Below are 26,059 nucleotides of genomic sequence, written 5' to 3' on the forward strand. Positions count from 1 at the left end.
CACGCATGCGTGAAACCACGGCCCGTTCGTATCACCACGGCGATCTGCGCCGGGTGCTGATCGAAACGGCCCTGACCATGCTGGCGGCGGACCAGAACTGGAACTTCACCCTGCGGGAGGTCGCACGCCAGGCCGGCGTCAGCCACGGCGCGCCTTACAAGCATTTTCGCGACAAGGACGCGCTGCTGCGCCATCTGGCGAAAATCGGCTTCGAACGGCTTGCCGCGATCATGACCGACGCGATCGCTCCCCCTGATCGCCCCGCCCGGACGAAATTCCTGCACACGGCCGAGGCCTATATCGCATTCGCACAGGACCAGCCCGGCCTCTATCGCCTGATGTTTAGTTCGGACGCCGACAAGAGCGTCGATCCGGACCTGAATGAAACGGCGTTGAAAGCCTTCGATATCCTGCTGCGCCTTCTCGAAGAGGGCCAGCGCGCTGGCTCTTTCCGCACCGCCCCCATCACCGCGCAGGCCGCCGCAAGCTGGGCCCAGGTGCATGGGCTGGCCCTGCTGCTGCTGAATGGACAGTTGACGGAAGAGAAAGTCGGCCCCGCGCCGGTACCGGCGGCACTGCATATCTTGCTGGAGGGCCTGTCTTCCTGAACAATGATGACATCTTGAAAAAATGCGCCGCTCCGATGGCGCGTGCTCTCCTCCAGGAAGGCAGTTCCTCATGCACCGGCGTCGCTTCTGCTCATCCCTGGGGGCGACGTTGGCCCTCACCGCCTCCCCCGCCCTCGCCGCTGCCGATGACGGACCGCTGGTCGGGCCGATCCAACTGGTCGGCAGCCGTGTGGTCATGCCGGTCAGCATCGGCAACGCAGGCACCTTCCTGTTCGCCATCGACACGGGGGGCGCCTTCAGCCTGATTCGCGAAGACCTGGCACGGCAACTGTCCCTCCCGGACGGCGGCACGCTCAATGTCGGAGTCGGAGGGGTAACCGGCTTCCGCAATACGTTCGTGATCAGCGACGCATCCTTCGCCGGAATCATACGCCAGCAGAATATCCTGCTGATCGGCGTCGGGCCGCATGTGCTGGGCGACCAGATCGCGGGGGCGCTGGCCTCCGGCATTCTCGCAACGGTCTTCAGCGAACTGGATTTCGACGCCCTGCAATGGCGGGTCTGGCCGAATGGCCGTCCGAAGCTGGAAGGCTTCACCAGACTGAATTCCACAATCACGCGCCCGGAAGGCGACCGATGGTCTCCTTTCCTGACCGCCTCGGGCATCGTCAACGGCACGCGCCTGCGCTTTCTGCTCGATACCGGCGGATTGTCGCTGGTGCGACTGAACCATCATACCGCCCGCATGCTCGGCCTGTGGTCGGACGACCGCCCGTTCGCGCCGGGGCGAAACGGCGCGCGGATCATCAGGCTTGAGAAGATGGAGTTCGCGGGATACGCCTTCGAAGGGCTGCTGGCCCTGCTGCTGCCCGACAATCAGGAGGTCGACATTTCCGACGGCCTGATCGGCCTGCCCCTGCTGCGGTGCTTCAATCTGGCCTGCGATCCGGTGCAACGGGTACTCTGGACCCGCCGCAACAGCCTGTCGCCAGGCCCCTTCACCTACGCGCTCTCCGGTCTCGCCGTCACCCAGGCGGGGGATGCGGCGCGTGTCACGGCCGTCGGCAGAGGGAGCCCCGGAGAACAGGCCGGCATCCATCCCGGCGATACCATCCTGAGCCCGCCCCCGCAGGCGCTCCAGCAGGCCCTGAACGGCCCGCCGGGCTCGGCGGTATCACTGACGATCGGCCGCGACTCCGGACGATCCTCCGCAACGCTCACGCTCCGCCCCTATCTCTGAAAGCCTGACCAAAAATACGCGCAGGCGGCGATCCGACGCGCGCATTTTCGGCCAGGCCCCGGAATCAGGGCCGCGTCAGTCGATCCCAAACAAAAAAAGCCGGCCCTTTCGGGCCGGCTTTCCTGTTCGTGCAATCCGGTCGGGATCAGGCCGATTTGGCCACGATCTCGTCGGCCACATTGCGCGGCACCGGGTCGTAGTGATGGAACTGCATCGTGAAGGACGCACGGCCCTTCGTGATCGAACGCAGATGCGAGATGTAGCCGAACATTTCTTTCAGCGGCACCAGCGCACGCACCATGACGGTCGAGCCCGAGCTTTCCTGGTTCTGGATCATGCCGCGACGACGGTTCAGGTCGCCCACCACGTCACCGACATGGTCGTTCGGCGTCGTGACTTCCACGTCCATGATCGGCTCCAGGATCACCGGGCCGGCGCGCTTCATGCCTTCGCGGAAGCAGGCCTTGGCGGCGATTTCGAACGCCAGCGCCGAGGAGTCGACGTCATGGTACTTGCCGTCCAGCAGCGTGAACTTGAAGTCCACGGTCGGGAAGCCCGCCAGCACGCCCGTCGTGGACTGCATGCGGATGCCCTTTTCGACCGCCGGAATATATTCCTTCGGCACGGTGCCGCCGACGACCTTGTTCTCGAACTGAATCTCCTGGTTCCGCTCCAGAGGCGCGAACTCGATCTTCACTTCGGCGAACTGGCCCGAACCACCCGACTGCTTCTTGTGGGTGTAGGTCTCGACATGCGGCTGGGTGATCGTCTCGCGATAGGCCACCTGCGGCGCGCCGATGTTCGCATCCACGCCATACTCACGACGCAGACGGTCGATGATGATGTCCAGATGCAGCTCGCCCATGCCCGACAGAATGGTCTGGCCGGTTTCCTGGTCGGTCTTCAGACGCAGCGAGGGGTCTTCGCCCGCCAGCTTCTGCAGTGCCAGGGTCATCTTCTCGACCCCGTCCTTCGTCTTCGGCTCGACCGAGATGTCGATCACCGGCACCGGGAAGCTCATGCGCTCCAGCACCACCGGATCGGCGGCGTCGGCCAGCGTATCACCCGTCTGCGTGTCCTTCAGGCCCACGAAGGCGGCGATATCGCCGGCATGCACTTCCTTCACTTCCTGGCGCTTGTCGGCATGCATCTGGAAGATACGGCCGATGCGCTCCTTGTGGCCCTTCGTGGTGTTCAGGACGCTGTCGCCCGAACGCAGCACGCCACGATAGACGCGCACGAAGGTCAGGGTGCCGTATTTGTCGTTGATGATCTTGAACGCCAGGCCGGCGAACTTGCCGTCCGGGTCAACCGGGATGATCGGCAGCGCGTTCTCGTCGACTTCCTCGTCCTCGGGCGGCGCAATGCGGATGCCCTCAACGTCGTCGGGCGCCGGCAGGTAGTCGATCACCGCGTCCAGCAGCGGCTGCACGCCCTTGTTCTTGAAGGCGGTGCCGCACAGCACGGGGCGGAACTCGCCCGAGATCGCGCCTTTCTTGATGCAGCGCTTCAGGGTGGCGACGTCGACGTCACCCTTCTCGAAATATTCTTCCATCGCCGCGTTGTCGACGGCCAGCGCCGTGTCCAGCAGTTCCTGGCGGGCCTCGGCGGCCTTTTCCTTCAGGTCGTCCGGGATCTCGGCGTAATGGAACTTCGCGCCCAGTTCGCCGCCTTCCCAGATGATCGCGCGCATCTCGACCAGATCGACGACACCGATGAAGTTTTCCTCGGCGCCGATCGGCAGCTGCAGCGGCACCGCGACGATGTCCAGCTTCTCCTTCAGCGTGTCGAACGCGCGGTAGAAGTCGGCGCCGGTGCGGTCCAGCTTGTTGATGAAGATGATGCGCGGCACGTTGTAACGGTCGGCCAGGCGCCAGTTGGTCTCGGACTGCGGCTGCACGCCGGCCACGCCCTCGATGATGAACACCGCGCCGTCGAGCACGCGCAGCGAGCGGTTCACTTCGATGTTGAAGTCGATGTGGCCCGGGGTGTCGATGATGTTGATCCGACGCCCGTCCCATTCGCAGGTGACGGCGGCCGAGGTGATCGTGATGCCGCGCTCACGCTCCTGGTCCATGTAATCGGTCGTGGTGTTGCCCTCGTGGACCTCACCGATCTTGTGCGACACGCCGGTGTAATACAGGATCCGCTCGGTGGTCGTGGTCTTGCCGGCATCGATATGCGCGGTGATGCCGATATTACGGATCAGTGAAAGATCGGACTTTTCAGACACGGGGGAACCTCCACAAAACAATTCAGGCGCGAACGGAACCTTTCCCCTCGCGCCCGTCGGAGCCGGAAGCCCCCCACCTCATCACCAGGATCGAGGAAGATGCAGACCGGCTGAATAGACAGATGGCCCTGACATGCGTCAGGCACCTGAGACATGCAAGCCCGGCCCTGCCGAAAAACGGCAGGGCCGGCGCAGGGTCTTCAGGCTGCCGCCGCGGCCTTCTTTTCCTGGGCGCGCAGGATGCGGCGCTTCAGCGCCTGCGCCTCGACCGGCAGCTTGCGGTTCGGCGTCGACAGCAGGAACGCATCGAGGCCACCATTGTGCTCGACCGTGCGGATGCCGTTGGTGCTCAGGCGCAGGCGCACCGCGCTGCCGAGGATATCGGACAGCAGGGACGTCTCCTGCAGGTTCGGCAGGTAGCGGCGGCGGCTCTTGTTGTTGGCGTGGCTGACGTTATTTCCCGTCAGCACGCCCTTGCCCGTGATCTGGCAACGGCGAGACATAGTATCATCCTCGGATAACTGGGGCCGAGGCATAATGCCCGGCAACGATCGTCAAGATTAGGCGCGGCTTATGGCCAAGCTACCGCGCCCCGTCAAGCCGAAAGGCACGATTCGGGGCGTTTTCGCCCGAATCCCCTTCCGGCCCTTCCCCTTACTCGGGGCGCGTGACCTTGTCACGGTCGGGATGCAGGTCGCCCGAACGCACGCTGTGAATGGCGTTTTCCAGCATCGCCAGCATGGTGCCCTGGTCCATGGTACGCGACAGCAGGCCCAGCGAGCCACCCAGCAGCGCCGAGGCAATGGCGATCGGCGGCAGGTCCTCGCCCAGCATGTATTCGATGGCCTTGTCGACCACGGCGCCGCAATGGCTCAGTTCCTCGGGGACCGATCCATCCTGGCCCAGCGCGGGTCCCTCGCCTTCCGTCTCCGCCATGTCATCCTCTCCTCGCTGTGCGCGTCTCTCAAGACGGCATTCTGTCCCTGCGCCCCATGGACGCGGCGGGCGCACCGTGCCCCCGTTCAGGCCGGAAGACCAGCCCCCACCGCCGCGTGGCCGGCATCCTCTCCACGCTCCTCGGCCTGGGCGGCCCACATGCCGGCATACAGTCCGTCGCGGGCCAGAAGGCTGCGATGGGTGCCGCGCTCCTTGATCACGCCATCCCCCATCACAAGGATTTCATCCGCGTCGATCACGGTAGAGAGCCGATGGGCGATGATCACGGTCGTCCGCTCCGCCGAAACGGTGCGCAGCGCCACCTGGATCTCCTGCTCGGTATGCGTATCCAGCGCGCTGGTCGCCTCGTCGAGGATCAGGATGCGCGGATTCTTCAGGATTGTCCGGGCGATGGCCACGCGCTGCTTCTCGCCACCCGAGAGCTTCAGCCCCCGCTCGCCCACCCGGGTCGCATAGCCGTCGGGCAGGCTGGCGATGAAATCATGGATCTGCGCCAGCCGCGCCGCATGCTCGATCTCGTCCTGCGACGCGCCCAGCCGGCCATAGGCGATGTTGTAGCCGATCGTGTCATTGAACAGCACCGTATCCTGCGGCACCACGCCGATCGCCGCCCGCAGCGCCGCCTGATGGTAGTCGCGCACGTCATGCCCGTCGATCACGACCCGTCCCGAGGTCACGTCATAAAAACGGAACAGCAGCCGGCTGATGGTGGACTTGCCGGCCCCGGTCGGCCCGACGATCGCCACCCGGCCGCCGGCCGGCACGCTGAAGCTGACATCATGCAGGATCTCGCGGTCGGGCCGATAGCCGAAGCGCACATGCTCGAAGCGGATCGCCGCCGCCGGCGCCTCGTCCAGCCGCGCCGGCAGGTCGATGGCATCCGGCCGGTCCTTCACGTCCGGCGCTTCCTCCATCAGGCGGAACATCTGCTCCAGATCCACCAGCGAGGTGCGCAGCGACGAATAGATGCTGCCAAGGAAATTGAGCGGCAGGTAAAGCTGCATCAGATAGGTATTGACCAGCACGAACCGCCCCACCGTCAGGCGCCCCTGCCCCACATCATGGGCCGCCAGCAGCATCACCACCGTCAGCGTCACGGCGATGATCGCCGCCTGGCCGAAATTCAGCCCGTTGAGCGAAAGCTGCGTCTTGATCGCCGCGCGCTCGTACCGGCGCTGCGTCTCCTCATATCGCCGGCTCTCATGCTCCTCATTGCCGAAATACTTCACCGTCTCGTAGTTCAGCAGGCTGTCCAGCGCCTTCCAGCTCGCCTCACTGTTGATCTCGTTCATCTCGCGACGAATGCCGATCCGCCAGGAGGTGAAGCTGATCGTGAAGGCGACATAAGCCGCCACCGCCAGCAGCATGATCGCGGCATAGCGCCAGTCGAACAGGCGCCAGATCACGACGATCACCAGCAGCGCCTCGATCAGCGTCGGCACGATGTTGAACACGCCCACCCGCAGGATGGTCTCGATCGCCTCGGTCCCCCGCGCGATCGCCCGCGTCACGCCGCCCGACTGGCGGTCGAGGTGAAAGCGCAGCGACAGCGCATGCATGTGGCGGAAACTGCGCATCGCCGCCACGCTGCTGATATGAAAGCGCACGGGGGCAAACAGCGCATCGCGCCATTCCCCCATGCCCGCCGATAGCAGGCGCAGCGTGCCGTATCCGACGATCAGCGCCATCGGCACCGTCATTTCACGCATGGGGCCGGAAACGCCGCCCCCCTGCCCGCCATGCAGCGCATCGACCACCAGGCTGTATACATACGGCACGGCGATGGTCGCGATCTTGGCCGCGACCAGCAGCAGGCAGGCTCCCACCACCCGCGCGCGGGTGCCGAGGTCGTGACGGGGCCAGAGATAGGGCAGCAGGGCGCGCAGGGTCACAAGCACGGGGCGCTCGCGCGCGGGCCGGGCGGAAGATGAGGGCGGTGTCATGCCTGTGGATGTGGCATGCGAGGGCGCATTTGCAAACCGTCATCCCCTGTCCGGCGACAGGCGCGGCAGGATTGTCACACCTTCCCCCACCCGGTATGCCAAGCCCACGCATAAGGAGCAGACGCGCATGTCAGCGGACGCCGCCCCCTTTCTCCGGCATCTCGATTCCTGCAACACCGCACGCCTGCCCGGCGACCGTACTGCCTTCCGCCTGGGAACGTCCCCGGCCGGCTGGGTCGCCCCCACCCTGGAGCCCGAACTGGAACGACGCGGCCTGCGCCGGCAGGACGGCGCGCTGGTGCTGGACGACCCGACCCGGCTGGAGGCACTCGGCGAGGCCCTGGCCGCCGAGGGGGTCTACCGCTCCCACCACGAACTGTTCGATGTCGCCCCCACGGCCGACGCGCCGCCCCTCGCACGCATCGACCGGGGCGCGCTGCCGCTCTTCGGACTGATCGCCCACGGCGTGCATATGAACGGGCTGGTCCGCCGTCCGGACGGGCTGCATCTGTGGATCGGTCGCCGCGCCATGAACAAGCGCCTGGACCCCGGCAAGCTCGACCACCTCGTCGCCGGCGGCATCCCCGCCGGCCACACGCCCCGGCAGGCGCTGGAGAAGGAAGCGGCCGAGGAGGCCGGCATCCCCCCTGCCCTGATCGCCCAGGCCACACCCACTGGCCGCATCCGCTACGCCATGGAGCGCCCCGAGGGCCTGCGCCGCGACGTGCTCCATTGCTACGACCTCGATCTGCCGCCCGATTTCGTGCCCGTCCCAACCGATGGCGAGGTCGAGTCCTTCTCGCTGATCCCCCTGGACGAGGCCTGGCGGATCGTGCGGGCGGGCGACGATTTCAAATTCAACGTCAATCTGGTGCTGATCGACCTGTTCCTCCGTCATGGCTTCATCGACCCCGACAGTCCCGACGGCCGTCGCCTGCGCACGGGCCTGTCCGGGCTGGACAATCCGGCCTTCGCCTGATGCGCATGGCAGCACATGTTCTGGCGGCGGCATGCCTGCTGGCCGCCTGCACCCCGGCCTCGCCTGATCGCACTGCGCCCGCAAGCCTGGCCTGCGAACGATTCGGCGCCCATCGCGGCATCGAGATCTCGCTGCTGTTCGGCCTGACGCGCCCGGACGGCCGGCCGATCACCGACGCGGAGTGGCAGTCTTTCCTGGGCCGCGCGGTCACCCCGCGCTTCCCAGACGGGCTCAGCGTGTTCCAGGCCAGCGGCCAGTGGCGCGACCGCGCCAGCCTGCAGGTCACCGCCGAACCTTCGCGCATCGTCTGGATCGCCACCGAACCCGACGCCCCGGACCTGACTACCCGGCTGGACGCCATCCGCGCGGAATACCGCCGCGACTTCCAGCAGCAATCCGTCGGGCTGGTCATTCGGACAGGCTGCCAGGCCTTCTGAAAACTGCCCGTCAGGTGCGGTCACGCCCTGTGTCGCTCCCCCTCTGTCCCTTCCACAGGCGGTCTTGTATGCTCACGGCTGGTCCCGGCTTCCGGTCGGACAGCGATGGAGAGAGACGATGACCACCGCCCCGGTCGCCCGCAAGGAGCCGCACACGATCATCCAGTTCGGCCGCACCCGCGTGGACGAATATGGCTGGATGAAGGACGAGAACTGGCAGGCCGTCCTGCGCGACCCATCGGTGCTGCGCGCGGACATCGCCGCCCATCTGCGGGCCGAAAACGCCTATACCGCCGCCACCCTGGCGCCGACCGAAGCCTTGCAGGCCATCATCGTCGCCGAGATGCGCGGCCGCATCCGCGAGGACGAAACCTACCCCGCCCTGCCGCACGGCCCCTGGCGCTATTACATGCGCTACAATACCGGCGCCCAGCACCCCATCCACGCCCGCCATCCGGCCGGCCGGCCGGATGAGGAGACCATCCTGCTGGATGTCGAACATGCGGCACAGGGCCACGACTATTTCGCGGTCGCCACCGCGACCCACAGCCCCGACCACCGCCTGTTCGCCCACGCGGAAGACAGCCAGGGCTCGGAAGTCTATCGCGTCATCATCCGCGACATCGCCAGCGGTGCGCCGGTCGGGCCGGCTGTCGAGAATTGCAGCGGCAATTTCACCTTCTCGCCCGACGCGCAGTACCTGTTCTGGACCTGGCGCGATAGCCACGGCCGCCCGACGCAGATCTTTCGTCGTCGCATCGGCACCGCCGACGATTTGCTGGTCTATCAGGAAGCCGACCCCGGTTTCTTCATCGGGGTCGAGGCCAGCCGCTCCGGGCACTGGATCGTCATTTCCGCCAGCAATCAGGACACCTCGGAATCCTGGCTGATCCCCGGCAGCAGCCCTGAAGCCGAACCCGTCTGCGTCGAGCCGCGCCGCAGCGGCGTGCTCTACACGCTCAGCCATTGGGGCAGCCGGTTCGCGATTCTCACCAACGCCGACGACGCGGTCGATTTCAAGCTGATGGAAACGCCCGACTCCGCCCTGTCACGAGAGAACTGGCGCGACCTGGTGCCCCATGAGCCCGGCCGCTATATCACCGAGTGCGTGGCCTTCGCCGGGCATCTGGTCTGGCGCGAACGCCGCGACGCCAACACGGCCCTGGTGATCCGCCCCGCCGACGGGGTGGACCATGTGCTGTCCTCCGACGAGGAGGCCTACGTGCTGTCCTTCTCGTGCTCCTACGAATACGACACGACCGAACTGCGCTACGTCTACCAGTCCCCGACCACGCCCCGGCAATGGTACGCCTACGACATGCAGGCACGGACCCGCCATCTGGTGAAAAGCCAGGAGGTCCCGTCGGGGCACGACCCCGCGCAGTATCGCTGCTGGCGCCTCACCGCCCTCGCCCCTGACGGAACCGAGGTGCCGGTCACCGTGCTGGGGCGGCACGACACGCCGCTCGACGGCTCCGCCCCCCTGCTGCTCTACGGCTACGGGTCCTACGGCCACACCATCGAACCTGCCTTCTCCACCGGCGTTTTCAGTCTGGTGGATCGGGGCTGGTTCTACGCCATCGCCCATGTGCGCGGCGGGTCGGAAAAAGGCTGGAACTGGTTCCTCGGCGGGCGCGGACGCAACAAGCCCAATAGCTTTACCGATTTCATCGCCTGCGCCGAACATCTGGTCGCCACCGGCTTCACCCGTGCCGGCAGAATCGTCAGCGACGGGCGCTCGGCCGGCGGCATGGTCATGGGAGCGATCGCCAACATGCGCCCCGACCTGTTCGCGGGCATCGTGGCGGTGGTGCCATTCGTGGACGAACTCAACACCATGTCCGACACCAGCCTGCCCCTGACACCGCCCGAATGGCCGGAATGGGGCAACCCGCTGGAAGACCCGGACGCCTACGACCTGATCGCCAGCTACGCCGCCTACGAACAGGTTGGCCCGCGCCCTTATCCCGCCATCCTCGCCATCGGCGGCCTGTCGGACCCGCGCGTCACCTATTGGGAACCGGCGAAATGGGTCGCCCGCCTGCGCGAACACACGCTGTCGGACCGACCGATCATGCTGCGCATCAACATGGAAGCCGGCCATGGCGGCGCTTCGGGCCGTTTCGATGCCCTGAAGGAAGCCGCACTGATTCAGGCCTTCGCCATCTGGGCCGCGGATGGCACGAACCTGCTGTGACGCCCGAGCAAAGGATCATGATGACGGACAACGGCAGCCCCGCGATCGTCCCCCCCATGGACCGGTCGCCGTTCCGCCAGATGCGCGAGCGCCACAAGGTGCAGCGCATCGCACGCGGCCTGCTGGCCACCTCCTTCGTCCTGCTGGGGCTCTATACGGTCCGGGGGTTCCTGCCGTCGCTGATCTGGGGCGCCATCTTCGCCATCGCGGCCTGGCCGCCCTATGTCGCAGTCCGCGACCGCTGGAAGATCCGACCCGGCAACGTCCTTTTGCCGCTGCTGTTCACTACCGCGATCGCCCTGATCTTCCTGATTCCGATGGCGCTTTTCGCACTCGAGGCGGGGCGTGAGGCCCAGGGCGTCCTGAGTTGGGCCGACATCGCGCGCCATACCGGCGTGCCGGTACCGGGCTGGCTCCGCCGCCTGCCCGCCGGTGCCTCGGCCATCACCAACTGGTGGCAACAACACCTGCAGGACCCTGACGACGTGTCGGAACTGCTGCATTCCTTCAATATCGGCCGCAGCGTGCGCATGACGCAGCAGGTCGGGACACAGGTCTTCCATCGCGGCCTGCTGTTCATCTTCACCATCCTCACCCTGTTCTTCCTGCTGAAGGATGGCGACACCATCACCCGGCAATGCCTGGTGGTGTCCCGCCGGGCCTTCGGCAAGCGGGGTGAGACCATTGCCGAACAGATCGTGGCCTCGATCCACGGCACGGTCGCCGGCCTGGTGCTGGTGGGGCTTGGCGAAGGCGCGCTGATGGGCGTCGCCTACCTGATCGCGGGCGCGCAGCACCCGTTCCTGTTCGGCGTCTTCACCGCAGTGGCGGCCATGATCCCGTTCTGCGCCGTCGTGGCGGTCACGCTGGTGGCGCTGGCACTGCTGGTGAAGGGCACCGTCATCGCAGCCCTGGTCATCTTCTGCCTGGGCATGGCCGTGATCTTCATCGCCGACCATTTCGTGCGCCCCGCACTGATCGGCGGATCGACCCAGATGCCCTTCCTATGGGTCCTGGTCAGCATCCTCGGCGGGGTGGAAAGCTGGAGCCTGCTGGGCCTGTTCATCGGGCCGGCCATTATGTCCGTCCTGCACCTGATCTGGCGCAACTGGACCCGCGACCGCATCCAGGACCCCACGCGCACCGAGCGCGAGGAGATGGACGACCTGCCGGACAGAAGCCCCGTCTGACAGCGGCCTCGTCGACACTCCGGAGCCGGGTAAACCGGCCCGAGATAGTCTCTTTAAATTTTCAAGGGAATTGGTCGCAGACGGGAATATCGGGCAGGCGGGATTCGAACCCACGACCCCCAGTCCCCCAGACTGATGCGCTACCAGGCTGCGCTACTGCCCGACCGTCTGCGACGACACGCCGTGTAGCAGCGTGTGCCATCCTCCGCAACCCATGAGTGCCATCAATCTGACACCAAATCCGGTTCAGACCGGAATCAACCGCCTCAGGGCCTGCAATTCGACCAGAATCCCACGCAGACTATCCTTCAGGATCAGGTTCTCGCGATGGATTCGCGCGATTTCCGAGGCGGCTGCATCCGTTTCCTCATCCGAAATCGCAGGAACGGGCGCCGGCGATTCGGCTTCGACCGTCATCACGGTCACGGATTCGACCACGCTTTCCACCACGATCTCACCATCGACCGGCTCGACCGACGCGGGTGCGACCATCACGGGCTCGGGCAGTTCAGGCTCTGTTACCGCAGGCCCGGCTTCCTGAAGCACCGTGTCATCCACCGTTTCGACCGGAACAGGCGAATCGGGCACGACCAGCTCGGATTCTTCTACTTCGACCGGGTTCTCGGCAGCATGCGCGCCGGAATCCCCACCTTCACGCAGCATGCGCTGCACGCCCTTGATGGTATAACCCTGCACATAAAGCAGGTCCGAAATCCGCCGCAGCAATTCGATATCGTCGGGGCGATAATAGCGCCGGCCGCCGCCCCGCTTCAGCGGGCGGACTTGGCTGAACCGCGTCTCCCAGAAACGCAGCACATGCTGCGGAACATGCAGTTCGTCCGCGACCTCGCTGATGGTGCGGAACGCATTGGGCGCCTTTTTCAGGCGACCGGCACCGGCTGCGTCATCAAGCACGTGGGGATCGGCAGCCTCGCCCGCCTCCGGCATGCCGGCATCCGGCCAGTCTCCCTGCTCCGCGTTGAGCGTGTTCATTCACCGTCGTCCTCGATGCCCTCGACCTGCCGCCCATTGACCCGCGCCCGCAGAAGCTGGCTGGGCCGGAAGACCAGGACCGATCGTGGCAGGATCGGCACCTCGACGCCCGTCTTGGGGTTACGCCCGGTCCGACGCCCCTTCTGACGGACGGAGAACGTCCCGAATCCACTGATTTTAACGGTATTCCCGCCCTCAAGCTCCTTCGCGACGCGCTCAAGCACGTGTTCGAGAAGGTCAGCCGACTCGTTTCGGGAGAGTCCGACCTGACTGTAAATATGCTCTGCCAGACTGGCGCGGGTCACGGTGCTCATAGTGCAAAGCTATGGCATGCGACGAGGACACGTCAATTCAATGCGTTAACCCGCACTCTTTTTTCACGTTCGATGTCCTACAAGTCACCGCAAGCCCCCGAAAAACCGTCTTCGAAGGCCCGGCGCCCGCGCTTATATGCGCGCCAGGGCCGATCCCCAAGTCAGTCCGCCGCCCAGCGCCTCCATCAGCACAAGGTCGCCCTTGCGGATGCGACCATCACGCACGGCCTCGTTCATCGCCAGCGGGATCGACGCGGCCGAGGTATTGGCATGCTTGTCGACGGTCACCACCACACGCTCGGGCGGCAGCTCCAGCTTGCGCGCCACCGCCTCGATGATCCGCAGATTGGCCTGATGCGGCACCAGCCACGAGACATCGGCATAGGTCAGCCCGTTGGCCTGCAGCACCTCGTCCACCGAAGAGGAAAGCTTGGCCACCGCATGGCGAAACACGTCACGCCCCTGCATGCGCAGGAAGCCGGACTGCTCGCGCAGCCCCACCGCCCCATCGACATACAGCAGGTCACCCGTCGTGCCGTCCGAATGCAGATGCGTGGAGAGAATGCCGGCCGGCTGCGCGGCATCGCCCGCCTTCAGCAGTACGGCCCCGGCGCCATCGCCGAACAGCACGCAGGTGCCGCGATCCGACCAGTCGAGAATGCGCGAATAGACTTCGCTGCCGATCACGAGCGCCGAATCCGTCTGGCCGCTACGAATCAGCGAGTCGGCCACGGTCAGAGCATAAACGAAGCCCGAACAGGCGGCGGCGATATCGAAGCCGAAGCCACCCCGCATCCCAAGCTCGGCCTGCACGCGAACAGCGGTGGCCGGAAAAGCCTGGTCCGGCGTGCTTGTCGCGACAATGACCGCGCCCACATCGGCCGGCGCTACGCCGGCATACTCCAGCGCCCGCGCCGCCGCCGCCGCCGCCATGCTCACGGCGGTGTCGCCAGGCCCGGCGATGTGCCGCTGGCCGATCCCGGTACGGGCTCGGATCCATTCGTCCGAAGTTTCGAGGCGAGCCGCCAGCTCGTCATTGGTCACGATCCGATCCGGCAGGTACCCGCCAAACCCGACCATCAGCGAACGTCTCGCCATCATTCCCATCATTCCAAGCCCGGCTTCGCCCCCATGGAGACGCACCGCCCCTGCGGAGCGGGTCAGCTTACGGCTGCGACCGCCGGCTGTTCCTTTTCCACGCCCGGACGCATGACGGACAGCGTCTCCAGTCGGGAGATCTGTTCCCTTATGCTTTCATTGAACCGGTGCGATACCATATCCATGGCAACATCCACCGCCGATGCAAAGCCTTCCGCATCGGTCCCGCCATGCGATTTGACCACAACACCATTGAGGCCGACGAATACGGCGCCATTATAGCGTCGCGGGTCCAACCATTCGCGCATGCGTTCCAGGCCGGGCCGCACCAACAGGTAACCCAGCTTGGCCAACAGGCCCGAACGGAAAACCTGCCGCAGCAGCACGAACGCCATCTTCAGCGCGCCCTCGCCGGTCTTCAGCGCGACATTGCCGGTGAAGCCGTCGGTCACCACCACATCGGTCGTGCCGGCGGTAATATCATGCCCTTCGACAAATCCATGGAACTGCGCGCTCAGAGCGCTGTTGCGCAGAATCTCGGCCGCCTGGCGCAGCTTTTCGTCACCCTTCACTTCCTCCGACCCGACATTCAGCAGGCCGATGGTCGGCGCGGGCAAACCCAGCACCGCCTTGGCGAAGGCTTCGCCCATCACCGCAAATTCAACGAGGTTGCGCGCGTCGCAGGCGACATTGGCGCCCAGATCCAGCATCACGACATCGCCCTTCAATGTCGGGCTGATCGCCGCCATGGCGGGACGGGAGACGCCGGGAAGGGTCTTGATGACGATCTTGGCCAGCGCCAGCATCGCACCGCTGTTGCCGGCCGACACCACGCCCAGGGCCTCGCCCTGCGCCACGGCATCCATCGCCAGCCGCATCGACGAATCGCGCACGCGCAATGCGGCCGTCGGCTTCATGTCCATGGAAATGGCGCTGCCCGCCGGGCGCACCGTGCAGATCGCGGCCGCCTTCGGGTGGCGGGCCAGCGTCTCGGTCAAGCGGCGCTCGTCCCCGATCAGCAGAACCCGTGTGCCGGGGTGCCTGTCGGCAGCAATCGCCAGGCCGGCCACCACAACTTCCGGACCACCGTCCCCCCCCATGCCGTCAACCGCCAGCGTGAAGGGCTCAGCCCCGGAAAAAGAGGAACCTGTCTCGCTCATGCCTGCCTTCTGCCGGGTGAACACCAAATTCGCAAGGTCGTCACGGAATCGTGTCGCAAAAAAGCATGGCCCGCCACCTGACGGGCCATGTCATCGCGTCCGTGCAGCCATGCGCCGCCGGTCAGGCCCGGACGGCGGTCTTCAGCGTCTTGCCAGCCGCAACGACCTCACGGCCGTCATAATGGCCGCAATGGCTGCAAACATGGTGCGGACGCTTCAGTTCGCCGCAATTCGCGCATTCGGCATGTGCCTGCACGCTCAGCGCCTCGTGGCTGCGGCGCATGCCGCGACGGGACGGTGAGGTTTTTCTTTTGGGTACAGCCATGGGCCCGGGCCCCTCCGATCTGAGATCTTAACCGGGCCCTGCTGGAGCCCGATCAGTTATCAATAATGAGGGGGCGCCTCTAGCAGGAAGAAAGCCCATTCGCAAGGCATCTTCTCACCGCCCCGCCCCCGGCACGCCTCTATGTATCATCCTTCCGCAGCGCCGCCAGCCCCGCGAACGGCGACGGACGGCCCTCTTCCGCGTCCTCCGCTCCTTCCGGATTCGTCGGCGGCACATCCACATGCCCGATCTCGTCGGGCAGCATGGCCCCCGGTCGACGCGGGTAGAGATCGAGCGCCAGCGACAATTCCTCGGCCGTCAGTTCGCCCAGGTCGATCGTATCGTTCTCATACGGGATCTCGTCCACCGCCTCGGGGTCCAGTTCCTCATCCTCGCGAAACCGTTCCGCCGGCACCAGGCGCGCGACGATCTCCGCGGTCAGTACGCTCACGAACGGCTCGGCCGTCAGCACGCATTCCTGCTCCACCTCGGCCGTCATCCAGCCTTCGGCTAGAACCTCATCCCGCCGGCCCAGCGTCAGGCGATAACGGCAGGAGAGCGCATGGATCGCCGGCAGGCCGAAACGGCGCGCCAGGGCGGCACGCTCGGCGGCGTCGGCCTCGATCTCCATCTCCCGGCCCGCCGCTCCGATTCGTCCAACCGCGAGCCTGCGGGAAAATTCCGTCTTCATCCTGTCCTGCTCCCGCCCGGCGGCGACCCGGCAAATCCGCCCGCCTCATGCTGATAATGCTCCCTGTATGGCGATGAAGAATTGACTTCGCCACCCCAATCGGGCACCCGACGGAAGAGTTTTCCCCGGATCAGGACGCCCCACAGGCCATGCGGTCATCTTCGGACACGACCATCCGCCCCATCGGGCGTCTTCTTCCTTGCGCGATCGTAGGATTCAGCCTGCTGCTGTCCGGCTGCTCGATCTTCTCGCCCCGCCCCGGACAGCGCGGCTCGCTGATCGAGGCGGATGATTACAAGCAGCTCAAGCCCGGTGTCAGCACGCGCGCCGAAGCGATGGACCTGCTGGGCTCGCCCACCACCCACGCCACGTTCGACGACAACACATGGATCTACATCTCCATGCGCACCGTACCGGCGCCCATGGACTTCCCGAGCATCCGCTCCCAGAACGTCGTCGTGCTGAATTTCGACGACAAGGGCGTGCTGCGGACCCTACAGACCCTCGACAAGAACGACGCACGGCCCACCAACATGGCCCCCGGCGCAACGCCGACTCCGGGCACCAAGATCAACGTCCTGCAACAGATCCTGGGCAATGTCGGCCGCTACAACCCGCTGAGCAACATGAACAGCACATTCGGCGGCAGCAGCGGCCCGATGAGTTCCAACAGCGGTCCGGGTCATGCCGGCTCGGGCAACACCCTCCCGTAAAAGGGCAGCCTGCAAGGCGGCCCTGCCTGCGTCATCAGGGCCGCAACGCCTACGCGCGCTCTTTCTACGCCTATGCCGGCAATACGATCCGGACCTGCAGACCGCCCAGCCGGCTCTGCCGCAGCGCGATGTCCCCGCCATGCGCGCGCACGATATCGCGCGCGATGGTCAGGCCCAGCCCGGTCCCCCCGTCCTGCCCACTCTCGAACGGCCGGAAGACCGCCTCCATCCGGTCTTGCGGAATGCCCGGCCCGTCATCGTCGACGCAGATCACCACCCCCCGCTCGTCATGGCTGGCGCTCAGGGCCACCCGTGCGCCCTGTCGCCGCGCGTTCTGCAACAGGTTATCCATCACGCGGCGGATCGCGCCCGGCCGCAGAACGGCTTCGACCGGTCGCGGCACCGAGATGGACAGCACGGTTCCACCCGCCCGCCGAAAGGCGGATGCCACCTCGTCCAGCATCTGTCCCATATCGACCAGGACCGGCGTCTCCGCCCCCTCTCCTCTGGCGAAGGAGAGGTAGCTTTCGATCATGCCCTCCATTTCCGCCACGTCGCCAACCATGTCGTTCACCTCGGCATGAAGCTGCGTGGCGTCGATGGTGCCCTGTGGCGGGATCATCGCCAGTGATAGGCGCAGGCGGGTCAGCGGCGTCCGCAGATCGTGCGAGACGCCCGCCAGCATCGCCGTGCGCTGCGCCACGAACCGGAAAATACGCTCCTGCATACGGTTGAACGCAATGGCCGCCTTGCGCACCTCCTGCGCGCCCTCGGGGTGGATGGGCCCGGTATCGCGCCCCAGCCCGAACAGTTCGGCCGCCCGCGCCAGACGGCGGATCGCGCGGATCTGGTTGCGCATGAACAGGCTGGCGATCAGGAACAGCAGGAACGTGCTGCCCACCACCCAGGCCACGAACAGCCAGATGGGCGCCACCGCCAGCCGCTTGCGTGGCGCGCCCACATCGAGCACCCCATCGGGCATCTGGATCCGGATATGCACGGTCTGCGGATCGCCGACCCAGTCGACGAAAAACGGACGGCCGATCGAACCATCCAGCGCATCGGCCAGATCTTCATCCATCGGGCCAAGCACATGGGTCGAGCCCGTGCGCGACAGGCTCTGTCCGGGGGCCCAATCCATGTCCAACTGCGTGCGCACCCTGGCCTGGTTCATGATCCAGACCCTGTCGCCAGGCGCGTGATACCGCTTCAGCAGGTCCAGCGTCAGGACGATATCCGCCGCCACGGCGCCCGACATGCGGCGCGACACGACCTTGAGATAATTGCCGTAGAACAGCTCCAGCGAAATCCCCTGCGTGACCAGCAGCGGGATCAGCACGATCAGCAGCATCCGCCCCAGCAGCGAGCGCGGCAGGACCCGGCGCACGGGCCGATCCATCCGGCGATAGAACCCCGCCATGGCGCGTGGCCGCGTCGACGCGCCCGGCCCCTCACCCTCCGCCATGGCTGGTCCCTCTCCCGCCCGCCGTCACATGCCCGGTTTCAGCACATAGCCCTTGCCCCGCACGGTCTGGAGAAAACGCGGCTCGCGCGGATCGGGCTCGATCCGGCGACGCAGACGCGTCACCTGAACGTCCACCGCGCGTTCGCCGATTTCCTCCATGTCCAGCAGGCGGGCGATTTCGTCACGGGCCAGGATCTCGTTGGGGCGGCGCGCCAGCGCGTTCAGCAGCGCGACTTCCCCGCCAGTCAGGTGAACGCTGCCATCAGGTCCGGACAGCAGGCCGCGCGCCGGGTCGAACTCCAGCCCACCCAGCCGTACGACCCGCAGGTTGTCCGAGGGCGCGGGCGGGGCGAAACGCCGCAGATGCGCCTTCAGCCGCAGCAGCAGTTCGCGCGGCTCGAACGGCTTGCCGAGATAATCGTCCGCCCCAGCCTCCAGCCCGTCGATCCGGTCCTCCGGCTCGCCGCGCGCGGTCAGCAGCAGGATCGGCAGGTCCTGCCCCTCCTGCCGCAGGGCGCGGGTCAGCACCAGCCCGTTCTCGCCCGGCATGGTCACGTCCAGCACCATCGCGTCGGGCTGCATGAAGCCCAGCACCTGCCGCGCCTCGGCGGCCGACGACGCCGCGCTGATGCGAAAGCCATGTTCGGTCAGGTAGCGTTGCAGCAGGCGACGCAGGCGCGGGTCGTCATCCACCACCAGGATGTGCGCCCCCACCACCGATCCGTCACGCACGCCGTTGTCTCGCCCGTCTAGTCCCATCATCGTCCGTCCCGGCTCAAAGGCTGTTTGAAAAGCCCCGCGGGCGGCGGCCTGCGCTCACCATCGGCGTTTTCCAAACGGCCTCTCATGCGCCGCCACGATGCGCCCGTTCCGCCGCCGTGGCCATGTCCTCAAGCACACAGCGCGTCCGGTCGTCCATCAGTCCCAGCACGACACGCCGGAATCCGTCGATCGCGGCGGCGCCCACATCGCGGTATACCCCCATCAGCTTCTCGCGCTGCAGGTCGAAAAGCTGCCGCTCCACCGCCGCCCCGCTCTCGGTCAGTGACAACAGGCGCAGCCGTCGGTCCTGCCGCCCCACCTCCTGCACCACATAGCCCCGTGCCTGCAGGTCGGTCAGCGCCCGGCCCAGGCTCTGCTTGGTAATGCCCAACAGGTCGATCAGCACACCGACGGCGATACCGGGATGATGGCCCACAAGCTGCAATATCCGGTGGTGGGCCCGCCCCAGCCCCAGCGATTCCAGCACCGGATCGACCACCCCGCCGAAATCCCGCCAGGCCAGCATCATCAGTTCCTGCGCCTGCCGCATCTCCTCCTCGCGGAGAAACAGCAGCCCGGCGCCCGCCCCCTGCCATCGGCCCGGCGCTTTCTGTTCGCTCACGCGGCCTGCGCCCGTCCGGGCCGCAGGCGCGTCAGCAGCGCCTGCTTCGCCCGCCCCAGACGCACCACGCCGGCCAGTCGCCGATCCAGGAAAGCCGCCACCGCCGCGCTGTCATCCCCCCGCGCCAGCCAGAACAGCAGCACCTGCGCATAGATCGTGCCCAGGCTCATCCGCTTGGTCTGCCGGGTGATCCCGGTCGCATGATCCCCCGCCGCTTCCCAGATCGCATCCACCGTCCGGGCCATGACCCGCGCCAGCAGCCCCGCATGGCCGGGCGAGAGCAGAACCGCCAGCGCCCGACGCACCGCGTCCCGATCCGGCGTCACTGCACCCAGCCGCAACAGGATGACCGCCCGCACCCGCTGCCCCAGACGCGGCTCGTCCGGCCCCCGCGCGGCATCGATCATGATCCGGTCGGCCAGGTCGAACCACGCCTCGACCAGTTCGGCGGAGCCACCCGGAAACAGCAGGTCGGCATCCGGGCCGGCGACATCGCGCAGCACGTCCACCCCCCATCCGCGCTCACCGGCCACAGCCCCCAGCCGACATACCGCCTCGTCCCGCGCCAGGCTACGCTCCGGCCGCGCCGCCACGCCACAGGCGAGAGCGCACCCGGCCAGCCGGCCCGCGAGCCCCGCGACCGCCCCAATCCCGTTCATGTCCGCACTCCGTAGCGCCCGATTTCCTCGTCGAATCCCATCTGGCCCAGATCCTTCATCCGCATCGGATAAAGAATGCCATCCAGGTGATCGTACTCATGTTGCAACACGTTAGCCAGAAAACCCGTCGCCACGCCTTCCACCGGCGCACCATCCCGATCCAGACCCGAATAGGCAACGCGCACATGGCGCGGCACCATGCCCCGCAGGCCGGGAATCGATAGGCACCCCTCGGGCCGCAACACCATCTCGTCACCGACCGGCCGCAGCACGGGGTTGATCAGCACGCTGGCCGCGCGCGGCGGGTCGTCCTCCCCCGCACTGCGCTCAGCCGGCACGCGATAGACGAACAGCCGCAGCGAGACATGCACCTGCGGCGCGGCCAGCCCGGCTCCGCGTGCATCCTCCATCGTCTCGATCATATCGTCGATCAGCCGGCCGATCTCCGGCCCGGTGGGGTCCGGCACGTCGTCAGCGCGACGCAACAGCACGGGATGGCCCATCCGGGCGATCTTGAGCAAGGTCACGATATCTAATCCTTCGTCCTGCCGGCGTGGCCGCCCGAAATCATCCACCCCCGCGCCTGACGCGCGGCGGGCCTGTAAAATAGTCCGCCCAAAGCCGGCAGAAAACGGGCGGAATGATTTGTATTTCGCGCAGAGCCCATGTTATAGCTCCGCGCCATTCGGGAATCGCATGCAGGGCCGGGCCTTGGGCGGTAACCCATCCATGGTTTTCGTGGTTCACCCCAAGGCAGCCACAAACAGGAGTAAGCGACCCAGTGCAGGTTCTCGTTCGCGACAACAATGTCGACCAGGCTCTCAAGGCACTCAAGAAGAAGATGCAGCGTGAAGGCATCTTCCGTGAGATGAAGCTGCGTCGCCACTACGAAAAGCCCTCCGAGCGCAAGGCGCGCGAGGCTGCCGAGGCCGTGCGCCGCGCCCGCAAGATGGAGCGCAAGCGTCTGGAGCGCGAAGGGTTCTGATCCGCCCTCGGGCGTCGATCCCCGCAAAAAAGCCGGCCTCCCTCGGGAGGCCGGCTTTTTTCATGCCCGGAACCATGGGCGTGTGTCTCATGGACCCGCCCAGCGCAGCCCGAAACTGCCCCCTCAGCCGCCCGACGTCATGAGACGACTCAGATACACCGCCTCCAGCGCACGCTCGCGCGCGATCTCGTTTGCATTCACCGTCCCGGAATGCCCGCCTTCGGTATCCTCGTAATACAGGAACGGCACCCCCAGCGTCTGCAATCGCGCGGCGAACAGGCGCGCATGCACCGGCCCCACCCGGTCATCGAGCGTCGAGGTGAAGATAAACGGCTCGGGGTAGCGCACACCGGGGCGCAGCGCCCGCAGCGGCGAGATCCTCTGCAGGAATGCCCGCTGCGCCGGCACGCTCATGCTGCCATACTCCCCGACCCACGAGGCCCCGGCGGCCATCGTCTCGAAATGCTCCATGTCCAGCAGCGGCACGCCGACGATCACCGCTCCCCACAGATCGGGGTGCTGGGTCAGTTCCACCCCCATCAGCAGGCCGCCATTCGAACGCCCGCGAATCCCCAGATGCGCGGGCGCGGTCACCTTCCGGGCGATCAGGTCCCGCGCCACGGCGGCGAAATCGTCGAAGACATGCTGCCGTCCGGTCATCCGTCCGGCCTCGTGCCAGGCCGGTCCGAACTCGCCACCACCCCGGATATTGGCCACCACATAAACCCCGCCGCGATCCAGCCACAGCCGCCCCGCCACCGGGTCATAGTCGGGCAGTGAGGAAGCCTGGAACCCGCCATAGGCGGTGAGCAGCGTCGGATTCCTGCCATCACGGCGCATATCCGCCCGATGCACGATGAAATAGGGAATGCGCGTCCCGTCGGTCGAAATCGCCCATTCCTGCCCGACCACCAGCCCGGCGGTGTCGAACTGGGGCGGCAGTTCCATGATCTTCCGCGCGCTGCCATCAGTGCTGTCGGCCAGCCAGAGTTGCTGGGGCGTCAGGAAGCCCGAAACCGAAAGAAACGCCCGCCCAGAGCGGCGGTCGGCATCCATGACATGGACCGACATCATATCGGGCAGCGCCAGCCGCACACCATGCCAGCCGCCGGCCGCATCGGGCCGATAGACCCACCCCTGACCACGTACCGAGTCGAGCACCGTCATCACCACACCGGTCCCGGTTACCGCGACCTCGTCGACCGCCTGACGCGCACCGGGCGCAAACAGCACCCGCACCGGCTTGCGCCCGTCCGGATCGACGGCGATGACGCTGCCGGCCGCAACCCTCACGCCGCCCGACACCCAATCCTCATTGGCCGACAAGATCAGCCGCCCCGCCAGCAGGCCACGCAGATCCATGCGCGCGGGCAGATCGAGCGCCCGCACCCCCTGCCCGGTGACCAGACTGTACCGATCCTCGAAGAACGTGACCGCACGACGGATCAGCACCAGCCGGTGCCCGTCCCCGTCAGACAACGCCACCGGCGACACCGACACATCATCGTGCTGGCCGCGCATCACCTCCACGGCCTGGTCCAGCGCCTGCCCCCGGCGCAGGCGCCGCACCACGAACGGATAACCCGAACGGGTCATCGCCCCGCCCATCACGCCGGTCGCGCCGTCGCCCCAGTCACGCGCCACCAGCAGCGTGTCGCGATCCTGCCAGGCCACATCCTGCTTGGAATGGGGCAACAGGAATCCACCGGGCACGAACCCGCCGGACAGGGGCGCGAATTCCCTCAGGGTCGTCGCGTCCTCGCCCCCTTCCGAAAGCTGGATCAAACAGGGCGAATCGTCGGGCGCCAGACAGTCGGCCCCCTGAAACACCCAGTCCCGATGCTCCCGCCGGGCCAGATCGTCCACATCCAGCCGCGTGGTCCACGCCGGCTGCCCGGCCAGGAAGCTTTCCGGCGTGGCATCGCGCCAGATCCCGCGCGGATGCGCCGCATCCTGCCACAGATTGAAGATCGCCCCGCCAAGGAACGCCGGCACCGGGATGCGATGGGCATCCTGACGGATTCGCAGCACCGAATCCTGAAACCCGCGATAACGCGGATCGGCCTCCAGCGCGGCGAAGGTGCGCCGGTTCTGCTGGTCCACCCACGACAGCGCCGCCGCACCGCGCACCTGGGACAGCAACGCCGCCGATAGCGGCTCGGAAGGATCGGCCGAAGCCATCGCGGCGACCGGAACGGAACCAACGCCGGCCAGCAGCGCGGCACCGGCAAGGGCATGACGAAACAGTTTCATGACCGAAAGCATTCCAGAGCTTTCGCCCCGAGGGAAGCACGAAACGAAACCCGACACGGAATGCCCGAAAACGGCCGGCCCGCCTTCTATCCCAGGTTCGCGAGGCGCATATTGGCGACGTTGGCCAGCGCCTGTGCCCGCCGCGCCTCCTGCTGTCCCTGGCTCAAATGGCGTTCGGCCAGAGAGAACGCATCATCGATACCGGCATCGAAATCCTTCGCCGCACTCATCTGTCGGATCGTCTGGTCCATCTCCAGCGTCGCCGCCTGGCAGCGCCCCGCGACAGTCCTGTTCGATGTCGCAAGAGCGTCCGCGATTCCCAGATGCTCTTTCAATACGTCTTCGTATGGGTCGAACCTGCCGTGAAAAAGCGATTGCGCCGCCCGGTCCCGCCATTTCTGGCGGCTCTCTTCGGTCGTCTCCAGCCATCGCGTCACGCTGAAGCCGGTCGCGGCACGCTCGTCTTCCGCATGTTTCAGAAGCGTCAGCAGATAGGCAGCCTGATCGCCAAAACTCACAATCCCGCTCCCCGATCAAACGCTCTCAGGATCTCGATCCTCTCCACCAGCCCACGCTGTGCCGCGCGCAGGATATCGCCGGCCTTCTCGCAAAGCGCCTTCAGATCAGAGACCATCGGCTTGACCGCATCGATGTCCGCGATCGCGGCGGCCATCCCGACCCGTGCCGTCTCGATGGCCTCGTCCGCCATCCGCGCATGCGACAGCCTGGAACTTGCCAGATGATGCGCCTTTCTCGCGGCGGTCGCCGCCTGCTCTCCTTCCCGCAATCCACCAAGCGCGATCTGCTCGGATTGCACGGCCTCCCCCCTGGCCTGCTCGGCCACTTCCAGCCGATTCAGGCAACGCTGTTCATGCGCTCTCGCCTGCACGAGCCGGTCCTGCGCCAGTTGCATGCGGGCGAACGCTGCATCGCAGGCATTCCGCGCGGCAGCACACTCGCCAGACGCACGGCTTACGGCGCCGGCTTCCCAGGAACAGTTCGGATAAATCCTGTTCCCTTCGGAATCCGTCCTGATCTGGGCACGGCAGCTACTCAAGGCGGCTTCCGCGCGTCTCAGCGCATCCGACGCCCGGTCATAGGCGGTCTGGGCTGCCCTGTATTGGCCCTGTGCCGCGTCATACGCCACTTCGGCATGATTACGCTCGGCCCGCGCGGCATTCAGTTCCACGGTGCATTGGCTGACAGCCCCCACGGCTCTGGCCAGCACGCCACGCGAAAAATCCAGTCCACGTCGGAAGCCGTTCACGGCCTCGTCGCTGCGCGCGATATCCCTGTTGCCGCGATCGACGCCCACACGCGCCTCCTGCACCAGCAGCGCCACGTCGCCCGACAAGCCCGCAATGACGGCCGCCAGATTTTCAAACGTCGACCTCAGCGCAAGATGCGCCTTGGCCTCGCTAGCCTGAAGACTGACAATCTGATTATAAGGACGCCGGATTTCATGATCCAGGTCCTCCATCAATATGATCAGGCCTCTCGGATCAAGCATCGCATCGCTCCCGGATCAGGCAACGGGCCAGACATCGTGTCAGGCCCTGCCCAGCCATGTACGGCGGCGGCGAACCCGACGCGCGCCTCCTGCGCTTCACGGCGGGCGGGCGTCACGACCGCTCCACTCCGACGCTCGGACACACATGACGGGCGCGCGCCCCGAAGGGCGGCTTTGCCTCACCCGCTCGCATTTTCAAACAGGCTCTCAGGAGATCGACCCCGGCCGATCGAACGCCCGCAGGAACTCGATCTGGCGGCGCAGCACGTTCTGAAGATGCCGTGTTTCATGCTCGTATTGCCGCATTCTCGTGGTAGCGGCCAGAAAGGCAGCGCGAAACTCCTCGGCGGCAGCGCCCTGATAGACATCCGACAGGCCATGCCAGGCGCGCTCCAGATCCTGGAACTCCTCCTGCAGAACCCCGAGGTGAATATCGAGCGCCCGGTCGTATTCAACCAGTTTCCCGATCAGGCGTGTCGCGTCGGTCACCAGTCGCCATCCAGATAGCGCTGAAGAAGCCGCGCCTTCTCCTCCATGACTGCCAGATACTGGGGGCCTTCCTTCGTGCACCACTGGCGCAGCCCGCTTTCCAGCGGTGCCCACGCGGCCTCGTAGTCGCGCGCGAACTTGTCCTGCCAGTCGTCGCGAGCGGCATCATGGCGCTCGGCAAGAAAACGATAGGTTTCGGCCAGCCGGTCGTTGAACCTGCCGAGCGACTGCTCGAACAGCTTCATCCGCTCGAAGGTGGTATCGAGTGACTCCAT

General features: G+C 66.2%; 28 protein-coding genes and 1 tRNA gene. 8 read left to right on the forward strand and 21 right to left on the reverse strand.

What is annotated here, in order from left to right; translation table 11 throughout:
* Nucleotides 1-5 precede the first annotated feature (5 nt).
* Nucleotides 6-608 carry a TetR/AcrR family transcriptional regulator gene (locus tag C7453_RS17410; protein ID WP_114729366.1) on the forward strand — a complete coding sequence of 201 codons (603 nt, stop codon included), beginning with the start codon at nucleotides 6-8 and terminating at the stop codon, nucleotides 606-608.
* A 70-nt stretch (nucleotides 609-678) separates the two neighbouring features.
* On the forward strand, nucleotides 679-1,809 hold the full coding sequence (locus C7453_RS17415) for an aspartyl protease family protein (protein ID WP_170143274.1): 1,131 nt from the start codon (nucleotides 679-681) through the stop codon (nucleotides 1,807-1,809).
* Between the two features lie 145 nt (nucleotides 1,810-1,954).
* Here C7453_RS17415 and fusA read toward each other — a convergent pair whose 3' ends face one another.
* From fusA to C7453_RS17435, 4 genes are all read right to left on the reverse strand, one after another.
* Nucleotides 1,955-4,042, reverse strand: coding sequence for an elongation factor G (gene fusA / locus C7453_RS17420; RefSeq protein ID WP_114729370.1), 2,088 nt, complete (start codon nucleotides 4,040-4,042; stop codon nucleotides 1,955-1,957).
* Nucleotides 4,043-4,242: 200 nt separating this feature from the next.
* On the reverse strand, nucleotides 4,243-4,545 hold the full coding sequence (gene rpmB / locus C7453_RS17425) for a 50S ribosomal protein L28 (protein ID WP_114729372.1): 303 nt from the start codon (nucleotides 4,543-4,545) through the stop codon (nucleotides 4,243-4,245).
* A gap of 151 nt (nucleotides 4,546-4,696) precedes the next feature.
* Entirely contained in the window at nucleotides 4,697-4,978 is a 282-nt protein-coding gene (locus tag C7453_RS17430; RefSeq protein WP_114729374.1) for a hypothetical protein, read from the reverse strand.
* 86 nt (nucleotides 4,979-5,064) lie between these two features.
* Nucleotides 5,065-6,942: an ABCB family ABC transporter ATP-binding protein/permease gene (locus tag C7453_RS17435; protein WP_114729376.1), complete on the reverse strand. Its 1,878-nt coding sequence runs from the start codon at nucleotides 6,940-6,942 to the stop codon at nucleotides 5,065-5,067.
* Between the two features lie 127 nt (nucleotides 6,943-7,069).
* Between C7453_RS17435 and C7453_RS17440 the strand changes: the two genes are divergently transcribed.
* The 4 genes from C7453_RS17440 (at nucleotide 7,070) to C7453_RS17455 (ending at nucleotide 11,745) form a co-directional block, all read left to right on the forward strand.
* Nucleotides 7,070-7,921 (forward strand): NUDIX hydrolase, encoded by an 852-nt coding sequence (locus C7453_RS17440; RefSeq protein ID WP_114729431.1) that lies wholly within the window; start codon nucleotides 7,070-7,072, stop codon nucleotides 7,919-7,921.
* A gap of 5 nt (nucleotides 7,922-7,926) precedes the next feature.
* Nucleotides 7,927-8,358, forward strand: coding sequence for a DUF3574 domain-containing protein (locus C7453_RS17445; RefSeq protein ID WP_114729429.1), 432 nt, complete (start codon nucleotides 7,927-7,929; stop codon nucleotides 8,356-8,358).
* 118 nt (nucleotides 8,359-8,476) lie between these two features.
* On the forward strand, nucleotides 8,477-10,555 hold the full coding sequence (locus tag C7453_RS17450; protein ID WP_114729378.1) for a S9 family peptidase: 2,079 nt from the start codon (nucleotides 8,477-8,479) through the stop codon (nucleotides 10,553-10,555).
* A 20-nt stretch (nucleotides 10,556-10,575) separates the two neighbouring features.
* On the forward strand, nucleotides 10,576-11,745 hold the full coding sequence (locus tag C7453_RS17455; RefSeq protein WP_114729433.1) for an AI-2E family transporter: 1,170 nt from the start codon (nucleotides 10,576-10,578) through the stop codon (nucleotides 11,743-11,745).
* Nucleotides 11,746-11,834: 89 nt separating this feature from the next.
* Here C7453_RS17455 and C7453_RS17460 read toward each other — a convergent pair.
* The 7 genes from C7453_RS17460 to C7453_RS17490 form a co-directional block, all read right to left on the reverse strand.
* A tRNA-Pro gene (locus C7453_RS17460) sits at nucleotides 11,835-11,908 on the reverse strand.
* Between the two features lie 83 nt (nucleotides 11,909-11,991).
* Nucleotides 11,992-12,738, reverse strand: coding sequence for a MerR family transcriptional regulator (locus C7453_RS17465; protein WP_170143275.1), 747 nt, complete (start codon nucleotides 12,736-12,738; stop codon nucleotides 11,992-11,994).
* Nucleotides 12,735-13,052 (reverse strand): integration host factor subunit alpha, encoded by a 318-nt coding sequence (locus C7453_RS17470; protein WP_114729380.1) that lies wholly within the window; start codon nucleotides 13,050-13,052, stop codon nucleotides 12,735-12,737. The genes C7453_RS17465 and C7453_RS17470 overlap by 4 nt, the downstream gene beginning before the upstream one ends.
* Before the next feature lie 132 nt (nucleotides 13,053-13,184).
* Complete coding sequence (locus tag C7453_RS17475) at nucleotides 13,185-14,153, reverse strand: beta-ketoacyl-ACP synthase III (RefSeq protein WP_114729382.1); 969 nt, start codon at nucleotides 14,151-14,153, stop codon at nucleotides 13,185-13,187.
* Nucleotides 14,154-14,212: 59 nt separating this feature from the next.
* Entirely contained in the window at nucleotides 14,213-15,310 is a 1,098-nt protein-coding gene (gene plsX, locus C7453_RS17480; protein WP_114729384.1) for a phosphate acyltransferase PlsX, read from the reverse strand.
* 121 nt (nucleotides 15,311-15,431) lie between these two features.
* Nucleotides 15,432-15,635 (reverse strand): 50S ribosomal protein L32, encoded by a 204-nt coding sequence (rpmF, locus tag C7453_RS17485; protein WP_012554867.1) that lies wholly within the window; start codon nucleotides 15,633-15,635, stop codon nucleotides 15,432-15,434.
* A 139-nt stretch (nucleotides 15,636-15,774) separates the two neighbouring features.
* On the reverse strand, nucleotides 15,775-16,326 hold the full coding sequence (locus C7453_RS17490; RefSeq protein ID WP_114729386.1) for a YceD family protein: 552 nt from the start codon (nucleotides 16,324-16,326) through the stop codon (nucleotides 15,775-15,777).
* Between the two features lie 149 nt (nucleotides 16,327-16,475).
* On the opposite strand from C7453_RS17490, the gene C7453_RS17495 reads away from it, so the two are divergent.
* A complete protein-coding gene (locus C7453_RS17495) occupies nucleotides 16,476-17,039 on the forward strand; it encodes an outer membrane protein assembly factor BamE (RefSeq protein WP_114729388.1) in 564 nt (187 codons plus the stop codon).
* A gap of 70 nt (nucleotides 17,040-17,109) precedes the next feature.
* Here the strand turns inward: C7453_RS17495 and C7453_RS17500 are convergent, their stop codons facing one another.
* The 5 genes from C7453_RS17500 to def all read right to left on the reverse strand — a co-directional run bounded on the left by C7453_RS17500 (nucleotide 17,110) and on the right by def (nucleotide 21,074).
* Nucleotides 17,110-18,504, reverse strand: coding sequence for an ATP-binding protein (locus C7453_RS17500; RefSeq protein ID WP_114729389.1), 1,395 nt, complete (start codon nucleotides 18,502-18,504; stop codon nucleotides 17,110-17,112).
* Between the two features lie 24 nt (nucleotides 18,505-18,528).
* Complete coding sequence (locus C7453_RS17505; protein ID WP_114729437.1) at nucleotides 18,529-19,263, reverse strand: response regulator; 735 nt, start codon at nucleotides 19,261-19,263, stop codon at nucleotides 18,529-18,531.
* Nucleotides 19,264-19,348: 85 nt separating this feature from the next.
* Nucleotides 19,349-19,816 carry a MarR family winged helix-turn-helix transcriptional regulator gene (locus C7453_RS17510; RefSeq protein ID WP_174787997.1) on the reverse strand — a complete coding sequence of 156 codons (468 nt, stop codon included), beginning with the start codon at nucleotides 19,814-19,816 and terminating at the stop codon, nucleotides 19,349-19,351.
* Between the two features lie 68 nt (nucleotides 19,817-19,884).
* On the reverse strand, nucleotides 19,885-20,547 hold the full coding sequence (locus C7453_RS17515) for a ubiquinone biosynthesis protein COQ9 (protein WP_114729393.1): 663 nt from the start codon (nucleotides 20,545-20,547) through the stop codon (nucleotides 19,885-19,887).
* Nucleotides 20,544-21,074, reverse strand: a complete 531-nt coding sequence (gene def, locus C7453_RS17520) for a peptide deformylase (protein WP_114729439.1) — start codon at nucleotides 21,072-21,074, stop codon at nucleotides 20,544-20,546. The genes C7453_RS17515 and def overlap by 4 nt, the downstream gene beginning before the upstream one ends.
* 254 nt (nucleotides 21,075-21,328) lie before the next feature.
* Between def and rpsU the strand changes: the two genes are divergently transcribed.
* A complete protein-coding gene (rpsU, locus tag C7453_RS17525) occupies nucleotides 21,329-21,532 on the forward strand; it encodes a 30S ribosomal protein S21 (RefSeq protein WP_010506446.1) in 204 nt (67 codons plus the stop codon).
* Nucleotides 21,533-21,655: 123 nt separating this feature from the next.
* On the opposite strand, the gene C7453_RS17530 is transcribed toward rpsU, so the two are convergent.
* From C7453_RS17530 to C7453_RS17550, 5 genes are all read right to left on the reverse strand, one after another.
* Nucleotides 21,656-23,785 carry a prolyl oligopeptidase family serine peptidase gene (locus tag C7453_RS17530; RefSeq protein ID WP_170143276.1) on the reverse strand — a complete coding sequence of 710 codons (2,130 nt, stop codon included), beginning with the start codon at nucleotides 23,783-23,785 and terminating at the stop codon, nucleotides 21,656-21,658.
* Between the two features lie 86 nt (nucleotides 23,786-23,871).
* The gene (locus C7453_RS17535; protein WP_114729395.1) at nucleotides 23,872-24,303 is read right to left on the reverse strand and encodes a hypothetical protein; all 432 of its coding nucleotides are present in this window, start codon (nucleotides 24,301-24,303) and stop codon (nucleotides 23,872-23,874) included.
* Nucleotides 24,300-25,295 carry a hypothetical protein gene (locus tag C7453_RS17540; RefSeq protein ID WP_141289076.1) on the reverse strand — a complete coding sequence of 332 codons (996 nt, stop codon included), beginning with the start codon at nucleotides 25,293-25,295 and terminating at the stop codon, nucleotides 24,300-24,302. Before C7453_RS17540 ends, C7453_RS17535 begins: the two co-directional genes overlap by 4 nt.
* 207 nt (nucleotides 25,296-25,502) lie before the next feature.
* A complete protein-coding gene (locus C7453_RS17545) occupies nucleotides 25,503-25,784 on the reverse strand; it encodes a hypothetical protein (protein WP_114729399.1) in 282 nt (93 codons plus the stop codon).
* The gene (locus tag C7453_RS17550) at nucleotides 25,781-26,059 is read right to left on the reverse strand and encodes a hypothetical protein (protein WP_114729401.1); all 279 of its coding nucleotides are present in this window, start codon (nucleotides 26,057-26,059) and stop codon (nucleotides 25,781-25,783) included. The genes C7453_RS17545 and C7453_RS17550 overlap by 4 nt, the downstream gene beginning before the upstream one ends.

Source organism: Gluconacetobacter liquefaciens, assembly GCF_003350405.1.
GTDB lineage: Bacteria > Pseudomonadota > Alphaproteobacteria > Acetobacterales > Acetobacteraceae > Gluconacetobacter > Gluconacetobacter liquefaciens.